The organism is Streptococcus sp. KHUD_016 (assembly GCF_051106465.1).
Classification (GTDB): domain Bacteria; phylum Bacillota; class Bacilli; order Lactobacillales; family Streptococcaceae; genus Streptococcus.
The window spans coordinates 974,507-989,920 of record NZ_CP193663.1; the positions used below are offsets into that span (position 1 = coordinate 974,507).

The following is a 15,414-nucleotide window of genomic DNA, read 5'->3' on the forward strand; positions in this document are numbered from 1 at the left end:
GATTTACACACATCTATTTGTCTTTTTAAACGGATTTATATAATTAAAAAATATGGAGGATATTTTATGATACAAGTAAATGAGTTTATTAATAAAGTAGATATTACAGATAGTGATAATGTCAATTGTGAATTTGAAGTACGTAAAAAGGCAATGGATTTTTATAAGAAGTATCCTTTTTATGAGGAAGATGATTGGGAGATTATTAAGTTTCAAAACTCAGTTAATCAATATAATACTTTAATGGATGCCCAAAAATATAATGAGATTGAAGCATACAAAGAAAAATCAAAATCAGGATATAAGGGAGCTCATTTGCTTGTCAATAAATCGAAAGGTATTGCACTTACGGGTGACATCCTTACTTCAATCACTGTTCCATATAAAAAAATTACCAATGTTGAACCTAGCTTGAAAGGTGGTAAAGAAATAAAAGATTGGATATTAGAAGATGATTTAGAAATACCACATGACTTAGAACCTTATTTTAAAGCTTTTGCTATTGTTTACTATTGGTGTGGAAATATGATGCCTACTGTTGGGAATTTTAGACCAGGACGATATGGAGGAGATAACTGGCTTCTAAAAATGGATACAATAATTAATTGTCTTAAAGCTGGGCCACATCAAAACTGGAGAGATTGGATTAAAGAAAACTGGGGTGAAGATCTAAACAAATTCATCACTGATTTCTTTTTTGAAGATTGTTTTGACAAGGATAGTTTAACCATAAAAAATATTATTTCATATCCTAATGGTGATAACATTTATTCATTGAAAAAAAGTAATTTAGATATTCTTCAAGCAAATGAACATAAATTAGCAAAAGAATTTTTAATCAATCATGCAAAAGTGATTATTCAAAGAAGCTACCGAATCGAGAATGAATTTCATGGGGATTGGAAGAAAGAAGAGGAGGACGAGGTAAAAGAAATTTTTAAAGATATTTTCTCCCGAGCTGGATTTAATGGTGGACAGATTAATAAAATGATTTCTTTATTTTAGATAGGTAACTGACAGTATTTTGGAGCTATTCGTCTGATATTATCTGCTAATCTTTATTTAACCTATGTTTTATATGCTTAAATTTCTTAGTAAACTCTTTGTCTATGTTGTTATAAATCAATCTCCAGTACGTCTGATTTCTATTTTCTGAGGTTTCATTATATAATAGCATTATATGTAATGACTGATGTAGTTACACTAACATTTCTATTTAAAAATTAAGGAGTATTATCAATGAAAAAAGCAATGTTAATTATCAACCCTACCTCTGGTGGGGAGAAGGCTTTGGATTATAAAGAAAAGCTGGAGAATAAAGCAAAAGAATACTTTGAATATGTTGAAACCAAAATTACCGAAAAAGCGTTGGATGCAACACACTTTGCTGAGGAAGCGTCTCGTGAGCAGTATGATGCAGTGGTTGTTTTCGGTGGAGACGGGACTGTCAATGAAGTCATTTCGGGTATTGCTGAGAGAGAATACGTTCCTAAGTTGGGTATTATCCCTGGCGGTACGGGCAACCTCATTACCAAACTGTTGGAAATCAATCAAGACATCGATGGTGCGATTGATGAACTCGATTTTAACTTAACCAACAAGATTGATATCGGTAAAGCAAATGACAACTATTTTGGTTATATCTTTAGTATCGGTTCTCTACCTGAGGCGATTCACAATGTGGAAATCGAGGACAAGACAAAATTTGGTATTCTTGCCTATGCTGTAAATACCATGAAGTCTGTCATGACGGATCAGGTCTTTAACATTAAGGTTGAGACAGAAAATGGAAATTATGTTGGTGAAGCGAGCCATGTTTTGGTTCTCTTGACAAATTACTTCGCTGATAAGAAAATCTTTGAAGAAGACAAAGATGGCTATGCTAATATTTTGATCCTAAAAGATGCTTCAATATTCTCTAAATTATCCGTCATTCCAGATTTACTAAAAGGGGATGTTGTCGGCAATGATAATATTGAGTATATTAGAGCACGTAATATTATAATCTCTTCAGATAGTGAATTGGAGTCAGATGTTGACGGCGATAAATCGGATAACCTACCTGTAGAAATCAAGGTACTGGGTCAGCATATTGAAGTCTTTTCACAACCGAAAGAGTAGAAGGTAGAAACAAGTTTGTCTTTCACTGAGAAATAAAGTTTTATATCAACGATTGGAGGAGGGATGAATTCTCTTTTTGAAGAATTTCGAACAATTTGTTCTCATTTAAACCAAGTCGGAATCACACCGACGCTCATGGGGTCTTTGGGGTTTGAATACCGTTCAAATGAAGATTGGGAGCCGTCTGACATTGACATTCATGTCTCTGGAGATCCTAGAGGATGGGATGCGCCTGATCATCTCAGGATTTATGACTGGGACAAGATAATGAAAGTGATGAATCACTTAGGCTATACCTTGATAGATATTCATGAGCACGAATTCCAAAAAGATGGTGTGAGCGTTGAATTTGGGAGTATCGATTCCTTACCTGATTTTGCAGGAGTTTCGGAATCAGATATAGAGTTGATTCATCTCGAGGACATCACTTTTCGCGTTCCAAGTTTGGAACAGTTTTTAAGTATTTACAAGGCTTCTTCCCAAGATTCCTATCGAAATGACCACAATAACAATAAAGATTTTAAAAAGATAGATTGGTTGGAAAGGCATTTGTAAATCATCATTCAGAAAGTAGTAGGTATTGAGACTTACTGCTTTTTTATTCTCAAAAACAAACCACTCGAAACTGCGGACAAACCTTGCAAATAAAATACGAAAGTAGTATACTAGTATCACAATTATGAAAACGTTTGCGCAGCGAGATGGATAAAAGTAAACTAGGAGACAGAACAATGGAATTAACAGCCATTTACCACAGACCAGAGTCGGAGTATGCTTATCTTTATAAGGATAAGATAATGCACATTCGTATCCGGACTAAGAAAGATGATATTGAAAGCATCCATTTGCATTATGGAGATACTTTTATCTTTTTAGAGGACCATTATGAAGCAAGCAAGGCGATGATCAAAGTGACTTCCGATGCCTTGTTTGATTACTGGCAAGTGGAAGTTACGGTTGGCTATGCGCGACTCCAGTATCTCTTTGAACTCAAGGATAAGCAAGGTCAGAAGGTCTTATATGGCGATAAGGGATGTGTTGAAGACACGCTTGAAAATCTTCATTATGAAGGAAATGGCTTTAAAATCCCGTATATCCATGAGATTGATGCTTGTCATGTTCCTGACTGGGTAGCAAAGACGGTATGGTACCAGATTTTCCCAGAACGCTTTGCTAATGGGAATCCTGAGATTTCTCCAGAAGGGGCTCTGGCTTGGGATTCATCTATCAAACCAAAGACGAGTGATTTCTTTGGTGGTGATTTACAAGGCATTATTGACCATCTGGATTACTTGCAAGATTTGGGAATTACAGGTCTTTATCTCTGTCCGATTTTTGAATCCCCAAGCAATCACAAGTATAATACGACGGATTATTTCGAAATAGATCATCATTTTGGAGATAAGAAAATTTTTCGTAAACTGGTGGAGGAGGCCCATCAGAGAGGGATGAAAATCATGCTGGACGCTGTTTTCAATCATATCGGGGATCAGTCTCTGCAGTGGCAGGATGTTCTCAAGCATGGTGGAAAGTCGGAATATAAAGACTGGTTCCATGTTCAAGAATTTCCCGTGACCAAAGATAAGCTTGGAAATCCAAGAAAACTCCCTTATCATACCTTCGCTTTTGCCAGCTATATGCCCAAGCTCAATACGGCCAATCCTCAAGTGAGGGACTATTTGTTAAAAGTTGCGACCTACTGGATTGAAGAGTTTGATATTGATGCTTGGCGCCTGGATGTGGCCAATGAAGTAGACCATCAATTTTGGAGAGATTTCCGTAAGGCTGTTTTGGCTAAAAAGCCTGACCTTTATATTCTTGGAGAGGTCTGGCACACTTCCCAGCCCTGGCTAAATGGCGATGAATTCCACGCAGTCATGAACTATCCTCTCTCCGACAGCATTAAGGATTATTTCTTGCGAGGGGTTAAGAAGTCACCTCAATTCATCAATGAGATCAATGGCCAGTCTATGTACTATAGACAGCAGATTTCGGAAGTGATGTTCAATCTTTTGGATTCGCATGATACGGAGCGCATTTTGACTACTGCCAAGGGAGATATCCAGCTTGTTAAGTCTGCCCTTGCCTGCCTCTTTTTGCAAAGGGGAACACCGTGTTTCTACTATGGAACGGAGTTGGAGTTAGATGGAGGACCAGATCCAGATTGTCGTCGTGTCATGCCTTGGGACCGTGTTTCCGACAGCAATGAGATGTTGAATTTTATGAAGAAATTAATTCAGCTTCGCAAGAGTGTCTCAGATATAATTCAGAACGGGACCTATAGACTGAAAGAAATCAAGCCAGATGTGGTATCTCTGGCATGGGATTATGATGGACAAAAAATCCAAGCTGTTTTTAACCAATCAACTGAAAATTATCTTGTAGACCGTGATTCTGTAGTGCTAGCCAGTCATTGCCAAGAATTGGGACTGCAACTGGCGATTTTGCCTAAAGGTTTTATCATCCGATAAAAATCGTACTCAAAAAGACTGTTATGAATAGGTGATTCGTGCAGTCTTTTTTTGACTTATGTAGTATAATAAAGCTAAGTCACGGATTATCGGATGAGGTATTAGTGAAGAGTGTTTAAAGAAAAATAGAGACTTTTGCTTTAGAAAGGAAATTTCATGAAACGAACGAGAAAAGTAGTAGCCTTGGGACTGTGTTTGCCCTTATTTCTTGGATTGGCTGCTTGTCAGCAAAATAATACGAGCACTGAAGCTGCAAACCAGACACAGACAAGTTCGGATAAAGTTCCTTGGACGGCTTCATATACCAATCTGAACAATCAGGTCAGTACCGAAGAGGTCAAATCTCTCTTATCAGCTCACTTGGACCCAAATAGTGTTGAGGCATTTTTCAATCTTGTCACAGACTATAATGCGACTGTCGGCTCCACTGGCTTAAGTGGAAATTTTGCCTCCTTTACGAAGACAGAATACGATGTAGAGAAAATTAGTAATCTATGGAATCAAAAAAAGGGTGACTTTGTCGGAACCAACTGCCGCATCAATAGCTATGCGCTCTTGAAAAATTCGGTCACAATTCCAAAGCTTGAAAAGAATGATCAGCTACTTTTTGTGGATAACGATGCTATCGATAAGGGAAAAGTATTTGATGCGAAAGATAAGGAAGAGTTTGATATTCTATTTTCTAGGGTAGCGACGGAAGCAACGATGGATGTAAAAGTTCATGCGCAGAAGATGGAGAAATTCTTCTCACAGTTTCAATTCAATGATAAAGCTCGAATGTTGTCTGTTGTGTTGCATGATAATTTGGATGGAGAGTATCTTTTTGTTGGGCACGTAGGTGTTTTAGTGCCAGCTGAGGAGGGTTTCTTATTTGTAGAGAAACTGACTTTTGAAGAGCCTTATCAAGCAATTAAGTTTGAGAGCAAGGAAGATTGTTACAAGTATTTAGCTACAAAGTATGCGGATTATACAGGTGATGGACTGGCCAAACCTTTCATTATGGATAATGAAAAGTGGGTTGAAGGATATTAAGCTAGGCAAGGGAGAAGTAGTATGGAGACAGTAGTAGCACTTTTAGTTGTCATTCTTATCGGATTCTGGGCTGTAAACATTCTCAAGCCTCGTAAGGCAAATCAAAAAGAAAGATTTTTAGGCTATATGCAGCGCTATGATATAGAAGGTGAGGGTTATCAGTCAGAAGTCTGGGAAGTGACGGAAGATGAGAATGAGAAATAAGGAGGAGAGTCCAAAAACAGTAGATATCTTGCCTTTTTCAAGAAAGGGGACTAACTAATTGGAGGAAACATTATGGGAATAATTGCTAATTATCAATATCTATCTGATAATGAATTAAGCCAAATAAAGCGGTATTCTTGTCAAGAAGAGGATTTGCTTGACTTGGTAGAGGATTATCCTGAGGGAAATGATACGTTGATAGATATTGACAAAATGTGGGATGCCTTACTCTTTGTTATGACAGGTTTTAGTAGTTCAGAATTTATGGATGACGACCCCTTGAGAGAAGCTGTCTTGGGAGTGACCCCTTTAGAAAATGTGTCAGAATATATAGCCTATACTGAACACTCAAAGATAGCTGAGATTGTTCAAGCTTTAGAGAATTTTGACATGGATAGGGCTCTAGCTGATTTTAGCATGGAAGCATGCAAGAAGGAAGATTTGTATCCCGATATTTGGGATTATCTTGATGAAGAGGAAGAAATCAAGGATGATATTCGAACCTGCTTTGTGAAAATGAAAAACTTTTATAAGAACATCTTAACTCTCAAAGGAAATGTCTTAGTGACTATTTGTTAAGTACTTTTACCAACTGTTAGTCAGGTGCGTGATGAATGCACATGTAGAAAATCGTACACCTGATGATTTGTCTGGTGAAGGAAATATTCCACAGTGTAGTCGGATGGGATAGATAGAAATTGGTTATAGAATTTGTAACCATAATAGATTTTAAACTTTAAGATGGAGGATTAAAGAGATGGGAAAAATTGAATGGGACAAGATAAAGACTCGCTTAGATACCTTGCTGGTCATTGATGAGTATCTGATTGATCCAAGTGAGGATTGGCTCAGACTCGTGATTAAGACTGAGGAAAACTATGGACTCCGCTACCTTATTGACAATGGCTCTGGTGATTCTCTAGATGTGATTTTCACTGATAAAATGATCCTTATAAAGGGCTTTGATCATGAAAGCAGTTTGAGTCAATTTGCTGCGGATGAGTGGAATCAAGACATCATAGACGGATTTTATAGAGGACTGGATGAAAAGTATCAAAACCTATACTCAGAAGAGCAAAAAGATGAAACAACCTTCTTTATCTGGTATGACGGTCAAGAACATCAAAATACCTATCAAGATCAGGACGGTGGCGAATGGTTATTATCCTATTTCTTTGACAGTTTTGAGAAATTTCATGAGTTTGTGACGGATTACTATTCAATTACCGTAGATGAGGACTTATTTAGAAAACTTTACAATCAAGGACAGCTTTCAGAAGTAGAATTGGAGCAGTTGATTCATACTTCCTAGCTGGAAATATGTATAAAATCTGATGAAAAGAATTGATTTTCAATATCAAGTCATACTTTAAGATTATTAAAATATCTAATGGTTGTAGTTTCTTTTTTCTTATATCTTTGACGTTTTAAAACGATTTCTTTTTATTGATGAATAATATTTCACGAACAAAAAACGGAATTCTTTAAAAAAGTTTCACAAAATCCTTTACAAGTTCTTATAAACATGATATAGTTATTAGGCTTAGAAAATGAGATGATGTTTTCTAGCAAATATAAACCCGAGTAAAAAATGCCTACGGACAGGCAGGGTTGAATGCCGAAGCGTGGTTGAAAAGCCACATTATTGATAGGGTTAAAAGCCTACTTTTATAAGTTGATGTTAGGATATTTGTCCTAATTCATAAATTTTAGTGTGGTGAAAGCACACGTCATCTTGTGAAACGATCAATAAAGTACGTAATATTTGCTACTAGAGAGTTAGGAAACATCAGGAACAGACATACTCAACAGAAACCAAAATACACACGTCAGAAGATTGCAGAGCAGGTGAAAACCTGCTCTTTTTTCATAAGTCAACCTTTAGTCGCCTTTATCTTCTTGAGGTGCTAAAAATACGGTAAAGGAGTATGTCTTGAAGAAGTTAGATCAAAACCAAGCCCCAATTTACGAGGCCTTGGTCAAACTACGCAAGAAAAGGATTGTTCCCTTTGATGTGCCAGGTCACAAGCGTGGACGAGGAAATCCAGAACTTGTCGAACTGTTAGGAGAAAAATGTGTTGGCATTGATGTCAATTCTATGAAACCCTTGGATAATCTCGGCCATCCTATTTCGATTATTCGGGATGCGGAGGAATTAGCTGCGGATGCTTTTGGTGCAGCCCATGCCTTTCTCATGATTGGAGGTACAACCTCATCAGTTCAAACCATGATTCTTTCCACCTGCAAGGCGGGAGATAAGATTATTCTTCCACGAAATGTCCACAAATCTGCTATCAATGCGTTGGTTCTATGTGGTGCCATTCCCATCTATATCGAGATGAGTGTAGATCCCAAAATCGGCATCGCATTAGGACTTGAAAATGACCGTGTTGCCCAGGCAATTAAGGAGCATCCAGATGCTAAAGCTATCCTAATCAACAATCCTACTTACTATGGGATTTGTTCGGATCTGAGAGGATTAACAGAGATGGCTCACGAAGTGGGCATGCTAGTTTTAGTGGATGAAGCTCATGGTGCGCATTTGCATTTTACAGATAAACTTCCAATTTCTGCTATGGATGCAGGTGCTGATATGGCGGCGGTCTCTATGCATAAGTCTGGTGGGAGTCTGACCCAAAGCTCTATTTTACTTATCGGGGAGCAGATGAATCCTGAATACGTTCGTCAGATTATCAACCTGACCCAGTCTACATCAGCATCTTACCTGCTGATGGCAAGTCTCGATGTTTCTCGTAGAAACCTAGCCCTTCGTGGTAAAGAGTCCTTTGAGAAAGTTATTGAGTTATCTGAGTATGCTCGTCGTGAAATCAATGCCATCGGTGGCTACTACGCCTACTCAAAAGAGTTAATAGACGGTGTCTCGGTTTGTGATTTTGACGTGACTAAGTTATCAGTCTACACTCAGGGGATTGGTTTAACAGGGATTGAAGTTTATGATCTCTTACGGGATGAATATGACATTCAGATCGAGTTTGGTGATATTGGCAATATCTTAGCTTATATTTCCATTGGCGACCGCATCCAAGACATCGAGCGCTTAGTCGGTGCTTTGGCTGATATTAAGAGACTCTATTCTCGAGATGGGAAGGACTTGATTGCTGGAGAATATATCCAGCCCGAGTTGGTGCTGTCTCCACAAGAAGCCTTCTATTCAGAAAGAAAAAGTTTAACCTTGGATGATTCTGTTGGACAAGTCTGTGGGGAATTTGTCATGTGCTATCCTCCAGGGATACCAATCCTAGCACCAGGTGAACGGATTACACGAGAGATTGTGGATTATATACAATTCGCCAAGGAACGTGGTTGCTCCCTCCAAGGGACGGAAGATCCAGAAGTCAATCACATCAACATCATTGAGAGAAAGGAGAACTAGATGGATTTATGGTTTTCTGAAGTTCATACTCCAGATGTGAAACTGTCCCTGAGAACAGCCAAGCAACTCTATGCTGGAAAAAGTGAGTGGCAGGATATTGAGGTATTAGATACACCAGCTTTTGGAAAGATATTGATCTTAAATGGCCATGTCTTGTTTTCAGATGCAGATGATTTTGTTTACAATGAAATGACCGTCCACGTACCCATGGCTGTCCATCCAAATCCAAAGAAAGTATTGGTTATTGGGGGTGGTGACGGGGGTGTTGCCCAAGTATTAACACTCTATCCTGAACTGGAACAAATCGATATTGTGGAACCGGATGAGATGTTGGTTGAAGTCTGTCGTGAGTATTTCCCAGACTTTGCTGCAGGGCTAGATGATCCTCGTGTTACCATTTACTACCAAAATGGGCTTCGTTTTTTACGAAACTGTGAGGATGATTACGATATCATTATCAACGATGCGACAGATCCATTTGGGCATACGGAAGGGCTTTTTACCAAGGAATTTTACGGGAACAGCTACAGAGCTTTGAAAGAAGATGGTATCATGATTTACCAGCATGGTAGTCCTTTTTTTGACGAAGATGAGTCAGCTTGCCGAAGCATGCACCGCAAGGTTAATCAAGCCTTTCCAATCAGCCGAGTCTATCAGGCCCATATCCCAACCAGTCCAGCTGGCTATTGGCTATTTGGATTTGCATCGAAAAAATACCACCCTATCAAAGATTTTGACAAGGAAGGCTGGAAAAAACGCCAGCTTTTCACAGAATACTATACTGCAAACTTACACGTGGGAGCCTTTATGTTGCCCAAGTATGTAGAAGACATTTTAGAAGAAGAGGAAGGAAAAAAATGAGTCGTTTATTAGTTATCGGATGTGGGGGCGTTGCCCAAGTTGCTATTTCAAAGATTTGCCAAGATAGCGAAACATTTACAGAGATTATGATTGCTAGCCGTACCAAGTCAAAATGCGATGACTTGAAGGCTAAATTAGAAGGTAAAACAAGTACAAAGATTGAAACAGCTGGTCTTGATGCTGATAAGGTAGAAGAAGTCATTGCCTTGATTGAAAGCTACAAACCAGAAGCTGTTTTGAACGTAGCTCTACCATACCAAGATTTAACAATTATGGACGCTTGTTTAGCAACTGGAGTCCACTATATCGACACAGCTAACTATGAGGCTGAGGATACGGAAGACCCTGAATGGCGTGCTATCTATGAGAAACGTTGTAAGGAACTTGGTTTTACAGCCTACTTTGACTACTCGTGGCAGTGGGCTTATCAGGAGAAATTTAAAGAAGCAGGCTTAACAGCTCTTCTTGGATCTGGTTTTGACCCAGGTGTGACTAGTGTCTTTTCAGCCTATGCTCTCAAACACTATTTTGATGAAATCCACTATATCGACATTTTAGACTGTAATGGTGGTGACCACGGTTATCCATTTGCAACAAACTTTAACCCAGAAATCAATCTCCGCGAGGTTTCTGCGCCAGGTTCTTACTGGGAAGATGGAAAATGGGTCGAAGTCGAAGCCATGTCAATCAAGCGTGAGTATGATTTCCCTCAGGTTGGACAAAAAGACATGTATCTCCTTCACCATGAAGAAATTGAATCATTGGCCAAGAACATTCCTGGTGTCAAACGCATTCGTTTCTTTATGACCTTTGGTCAATCTTATCTAACGCATATGAAATGCTTGGAAAACGTTGGGCTTCTTCGTACGGATGCTATTAACTTTAATGGACAAGACATTGTGCCAATCCAATTTTTGAAAGCCTTGCTTCCAGATCCAGCCAGCCTTGGTCCACGCACAGTTGGTAAAACCAATATCGGTTGTATCTTTACAGGTGTAAAAGATGGTGTTGAAAAGACCATCTACATCTATAATGTTTGCGACCATCAGGAATGTTACGCCGAAGTTGGTTCACAAGCAATTTCTTACACCACTGGAGTTCCAGCTATGATTGGGACAAAATTGGTTATGAACGGTACTTGGAAACAAGCTGGAGTCTATAACCTTGAAGAATTGGATCCAGATCCATTCATGGAAGCTTTGAATGAGTATGGATTACCTTGGGTTGTGGTTGAAAACCCGCAAATGGTGGACTAATGAAGTTAGAACAAGTACCCACACCAGCTTATGTCATTGACTTGGCCAAGTTAGAAGCAAACTGTCGCATTCTAAAATATGTACAAGAAGAAGCTGGATGCAAAGTTTTACTTGCCCAAAAGGCTTATTCCCTCTATAAAACATATCCCTTGATTAGCCAGTATCTATCTGGTACGACGGCTAGTGGACTTTATGAAGCTAAGCTGGCTAGAGAAGAGTTTCCGGGGGAAGTCCATGTCTTTGCTCCAGCTTTCAAGGATGCAGACTTGGAGGAATTGCTGGAAATAACGGACCATATCGTCTTCAACTCAGAGAGACAGTTGCGTAAACATGGTGCTCGTTGCCGAGAGGCTGGTATCAGTGTCGGTTTGCGCCTCAACCCTCAGTGTTCAACTCAAGGAAATCACGCGCTCTATGACCCTTGTGCTCCGGGATCTCGGTTTGGAGTTAGCCTAGACAAGATACCGAGTGATTTGTTGGATTTAGTGGACGGACTTCATTTTCATACTCTTTGTGAGCAAGGTTCAGATGATTTAGAGACAACTTTGAAAGCAGTAGAAGCGCAGTTTGGACCCTATTTGTATCAAGTTAAATGGCTCAATATGGGTGGTGGACACCACATCACCAGAGAAGACTACGATGTGGATTTGCTGATTTCTGAGATTAAAAGAATTCGAGAAACTTACAATCTTGAAGTCTATATCGAGCCGGGTGAAGCTATTGCGCTCAATGCGGGTTATCTAGCAACTGAAGTATTGGACATTGTCGAAAACGGTATGGATATTTTGGTTTTAGATGCCTCCGCGACCTGCCATATGCCAGATGTACTTGAAATGCCCTATCGTCCACCTTTGAGAAATGGATTTGAACCGCAGGAAAAAGCCCATACCTATAGACTTTCTTCTAATACCTGTCTGACGGGCGACGTGATTGGAGATTATAGCTTTGAAAATCCAGTCCAAATCGGTGATAGACTTTATTTCGAAGACATGGCAATATACTCATTTGTCAAAAATAATACCTTTAACGGTATTGGCTTGCCAAGTCTCTATCTCATGGACGAGCAGGGAGACTGCAGCTTAGTCAAAGCCTTCGGTTATCAAGACTTTAAAGGGAGATTATCATGATGGACAGTCCAAAGAAATTAGGCTATCGTATGCCAGCAGAGTATGAACCCCATCATGGCACCCTCATGATCTGGCCAACTCGACCAGGTTCATGGCCCTTCCAAGGAAAGGCTGCTAAAAGAGCATTTACTCAGATTATCAAGACCATAGCAGAAGGGGAAAGAGTCTATCTTTTGGTGGAGCAGGCCCATCTATCTGAAGCTCAATCCTATCTTGGAGACAAGGTTGTTTATTTTGATATTCCTACTAATGATGCCTGGGCGCGTGATACGGGGCCGACCATTCTCGTCAATGAAAAAAGAGCAAAATTGGCAGTCGATTGGTCTTTCAATGCCTGGGGTGGCGCTGTCGATGGTCTTTATCAAGATTATGAAGAGGATGACCAAGTAGCCAGTCGTTTTGCTGAGGCATTGGAAATGCCTGTTTACGATGCCAAACCTTTTGTACTGGAAGGCGGAGCAATCCATAGCGATGGTCAAGGAACCATTCTTGTGACTGAAAGTTGCCTACTAAGCGCTGGTCGCAATCCTTATCTCAGTAAAGAGGAAATCGAGAGAAGATTATTGAACTATCTTGGTGCTGAAAAAGTTATCTGGCTGCCTTATGGTATTTATCAGGACGAAACCAATGAACACGTTGACAATGTTGCCGCTTTCGTTGGTCCTGCAGAACTTGTCTTGGCTTGGACAGATGACCAGAACGATCCCCAGTATGCTATGTCTGTAGCTGATTTAGCTCTTTTAGAGAAGGAAACGGATGCAAAAGGTCGTCCATTCACTATTCATAAATTGCCAATCCCAGCGCTTCATCAAGTTGTAACCGAAGAGGATTTGCCAGGCTACATCTATGAAGAAGGGGAAGAAGAGCGTTATGCAGGTGAACGTCTTGCAGCTTCCTATGTCAATTTTTATATTGCCAACAAGTCTGTCTTAGTGCCCCAGTTTGAGGATGTAAACGACCAAGTGGCCCTAGATATCCTCAGCAAGTGTTTCCCAGACCGTAAAGTTGTCGGAATTCCAGCCAGAGATATTCTATTAGGTGGTGGCAATATCCACTGTATCACCCAACAAATCCCAGAATAGGAGAAAAAGATGAGAAATGTTAGAGTTGCAGCAATCCAGATGCAATGTGCTAAGGATGTAGCAACAAATATCCAAACAGCGGAACGTCTAGTACGTCAAGCTACGGAACAAGGCGCACAAATCATCCTCTTACCCGAGTTGTTTGAACGCCCCTATTTCTGTCAGGAACGCCAGTATGACTACTACCAATATGCTCAGTCAGTGACAGAAAATACCGCCATCCAGCATTTTAAAGTGATTGCTAAGGAACTACAGGTTGTTCTGCCGATTAGTTTCTACGAAAAAGATGGCAATGTCTTGTATAACTCTATTGCCGTTATTGATGCAGATGGAGACATGCTGGGCGTTTATCGAAAGACCCACATACCAGATGACCATTATTATCAAGAAAAGTTTTATTTTACGCCTGGTAACACTGGTTTCAAGGTCTGGGATACTCGCTACGCTAAGATTGGGATTGGCATCTGTTGGGATCAATGGTTCCCTGAAACAGCGCGCTGTCTTGCGTTGAATGGGGCAGAATTGCTCTTTTACCCAACCGCTATCGGTTCAGAGCCTATCTTAGATACGGATAGTTGTGGTCACTGGCAACGTACCATGCAAGGGCACGCAGCAGCAAATATTGTCCCAGTTATTGCAGCCAATCGTTACGGTTTGGAAGAAGTCACTCCTAGTGAGGAAAATGGTGGACAAAGTTCCAGTCTTGACTTCTACGGTTCCTCCTTTATGACGGATGAAACAGGAGCTATTTTAGAGAAAGCTGAAAGACAAGGTGAAGCTGTTCTGTTAGCCACTTATGACCTGGATAAGGGAGCAAGTGAACGCCTCAACTGGGGACTGTTTCGTGATAGGAGACCCGAAATGTACCAACGAATTACGAACTAGAAGGTAACTTTCATAATAAACTTTTGATATTCACACCTGTCTTACAAAAATGTAAGATAGGCTTTTTAAATGTAAGATAGGTGTACGATTATACGCGGAAATGTATGCTATACTCTATGTAGATTAAAAAGAAAGAGGTTTATTATGAAAAAATGGAATGCAACGCAGTTGAAGTATCTGATGGCGGCAGTAATGGTTCTGGACCATATCCCTCATATCACCGGAATCGTTTCTCCTTTGTGGGAAGGTATCTTTCACGCCTTGACCCGTTGTGTGGGAGTTTGGTTTGCCTATATAGCTATGGAAGGTTTTATCTATACTCGAAACTTGAAAAACTACCTCATCCGTCTCTGGTCTTGGGCGCTGATCATGTTTGCTGGAAATAGCCTTCTCAATGCCCTATTTGCAACCAAAGGAGTAATGGTCAATAATAATATTTTCTTTACTTTGGCCATCGGTGTCACCATGCTTTGGCTTGGTTTTCCCAGCAAAGCGCTGGATAAAAAAGAGAAGTTGTGGCGTCGGATTGGGGTTGCAGGTCTCTTGATTTTCGGTTGTCTTTTTACTGAGGGTGGTATCACCATGCTACCATTTCTCTTGATTAGTTACTCTTGCCGAAATCGCAAGGGCTTGCGAAATCTCCTATATGCCTTTCTGTGGGCCTTCTTGTTAGTGACTTCCATCCAAATATACGACACTTGGTACCAAACACTGGAAATGATGCTTTACAATTCTGACTGGCTCTTTATCACCGTTTTTCCTTTTATGGTCTTGTATAATGGACAGCGAGGTAAGGAAACCGTCTGGAGTAAATATTTCTTTTATATTTTCTACCCAGCTCATCTATGGATTATAACTTTGATTGCTTATTTGCTTAAGTAGATTCAATTCCCATTAGCTCCATCTAACTTAAAATGTTAGAGGAGCTTTTCTGTATCTGGAATTCCCAACAAAACATGTTATAATAGTTTTAGAAAGGAC

General features: G+C 39.8%; 15 protein-coding genes. All 15 read left to right on the top strand.

Features of this window, described 5'->3' with window-relative positions:
• The first annotated feature begins 66 nt into the window (after nucleotides 1–66).
• The 15 genes from ACORHV_RS04550 to ACORHV_RS04620 all read left to right on the top strand — a co-directional run bounded on the left by ACORHV_RS04550 (nucleotide 67) and on the right by ACORHV_RS04620 (nucleotide 15,315).
• Complete coding sequence (locus ACORHV_RS04550; RefSeq protein WP_434398991.1) at nucleotides 67–1,005, top strand: hypothetical protein; 939 nt, start codon at nucleotides 67–69, stop codon at nucleotides 1,003–1,005.
• A gap of 234 nt (nucleotides 1,006–1,239) precedes the next feature.
• Complete coding sequence (locus ACORHV_RS04555) at nucleotides 1,240–2,121, top strand: diacylglycerol/lipid kinase family protein (protein WP_434398993.1); 882 nt, start codon at nucleotides 1,240–1,242, stop codon at nucleotides 2,119–2,121.
• A 63-nt stretch (nucleotides 2,122–2,184) separates the two neighbouring features.
• Nucleotides 2,185–2,676 carry a nucleotidyltransferase domain-containing protein gene (locus tag ACORHV_RS04560; protein ID WP_434398995.1) on the top strand — a complete coding sequence of 164 codons (492 nt, stop codon included), beginning with the start codon at nucleotides 2,185–2,187 and terminating at the stop codon, nucleotides 2,674–2,676.
• 176 nt (nucleotides 2,677–2,852) lie between these two features.
• Nucleotides 2,853–4,592: a glycoside hydrolase family 13 protein gene (locus ACORHV_RS04565; protein ID WP_434398997.1), complete on the top strand. Its 1,740-nt coding sequence runs from the start codon at nucleotides 2,853–2,855 to the stop codon at nucleotides 4,590–4,592.
• Between the two features lie 156 nt (nucleotides 4,593–4,748).
• Nucleotides 4,749–5,624, top strand: a complete 876-nt coding sequence (locus tag ACORHV_RS04570; protein ID WP_000831844.1) for a DUF4300 family protein — start codon at nucleotides 4,749–4,751, stop codon at nucleotides 5,622–5,624.
• A 21-nt stretch (nucleotides 5,625–5,645) separates the two neighbouring features.
• A complete protein-coding gene (locus ACORHV_RS04575) occupies nucleotides 5,646–5,828 on the top strand; it encodes a hypothetical protein (protein WP_000451082.1) in 183 nt (60 codons plus the stop codon).
• A gap of 72 nt (nucleotides 5,829–5,900) precedes the next feature.
• Complete coding sequence (locus tag ACORHV_RS04580) at nucleotides 5,901–6,407, top strand: YfbM family protein (RefSeq protein ID WP_434399000.1); 507 nt, start codon at nucleotides 5,901–5,903, stop codon at nucleotides 6,405–6,407.
• A 178-nt stretch (nucleotides 6,408–6,585) separates the two neighbouring features.
• Nucleotides 6,586–7,140, top strand: coding sequence for a hypothetical protein (locus ACORHV_RS04585; RefSeq protein WP_000515978.1), 555 nt, complete (start codon nucleotides 6,586–6,588; stop codon nucleotides 7,138–7,140).
• Nucleotides 7,141–7,761: 621 nt separating this feature from the next.
• On the top strand, nucleotides 7,762–9,222 hold the full coding sequence (locus tag ACORHV_RS04590; RefSeq protein ID WP_000732147.1) for an aminotransferase class I/II-fold pyridoxal phosphate-dependent enzyme: 1,461 nt from the start codon (nucleotides 7,762–7,764) through the stop codon (nucleotides 9,220–9,222).
• Nucleotides 9,223–10,083 carry a polyamine aminopropyltransferase gene (gene speE, locus ACORHV_RS04595; protein WP_000366710.1) on the top strand — a complete coding sequence of 287 codons (861 nt, stop codon included), beginning with the start codon at nucleotides 9,223–9,225 and terminating at the stop codon, nucleotides 10,081–10,083.
• Nucleotides 10,080–11,339 carry a saccharopine dehydrogenase family protein gene (locus ACORHV_RS04600; protein ID WP_000088790.1) on the top strand — a complete coding sequence of 420 codons (1,260 nt, stop codon included), beginning with the start codon at nucleotides 10,080–10,082 and terminating at the stop codon, nucleotides 11,337–11,339. Before speE ends, ACORHV_RS04600 begins: the two co-directional genes overlap by 4 nt.
• On the top strand, nucleotides 11,339–12,466 hold the full coding sequence (nspC, locus tag ACORHV_RS04605; protein WP_000764343.1) for a carboxynorspermidine decarboxylase: 1,128 nt from the start codon (nucleotides 11,339–11,341) through the stop codon (nucleotides 12,464–12,466). Before ACORHV_RS04600 ends, nspC begins: the two co-directional genes overlap by 1 nt.
• The gene (gene aguA, locus ACORHV_RS04610) at nucleotides 12,463–13,548 is read left to right on the top strand and encodes an agmatine deiminase (RefSeq protein ID WP_434399004.1); all 1,086 of its coding nucleotides are present in this window, start codon (nucleotides 12,463–12,465) and stop codon (nucleotides 13,546–13,548) included. Before nspC ends, aguA begins: the two co-directional genes overlap by 4 nt.
• A 9-nt stretch (nucleotides 13,549–13,557) precedes the next feature.
• The gene (aguB, locus tag ACORHV_RS04615) at nucleotides 13,558–14,433 is read left to right on the top strand and encodes an N-carbamoylputrescine amidase (RefSeq protein ID WP_084854250.1); all 876 of its coding nucleotides are present in this window, start codon (nucleotides 13,558–13,560) and stop codon (nucleotides 14,431–14,433) included.
• Between the two features lie 144 nt (nucleotides 14,434–14,577).
• A complete protein-coding gene (locus ACORHV_RS04620; protein ID WP_000759202.1) occupies nucleotides 14,578–15,315 on the top strand; it encodes a TraX family protein in 738 nt (245 codons plus the stop codon).
• The last annotated feature ends 99 nt before the right edge of the window (nucleotides 15,316–15,414 follow it).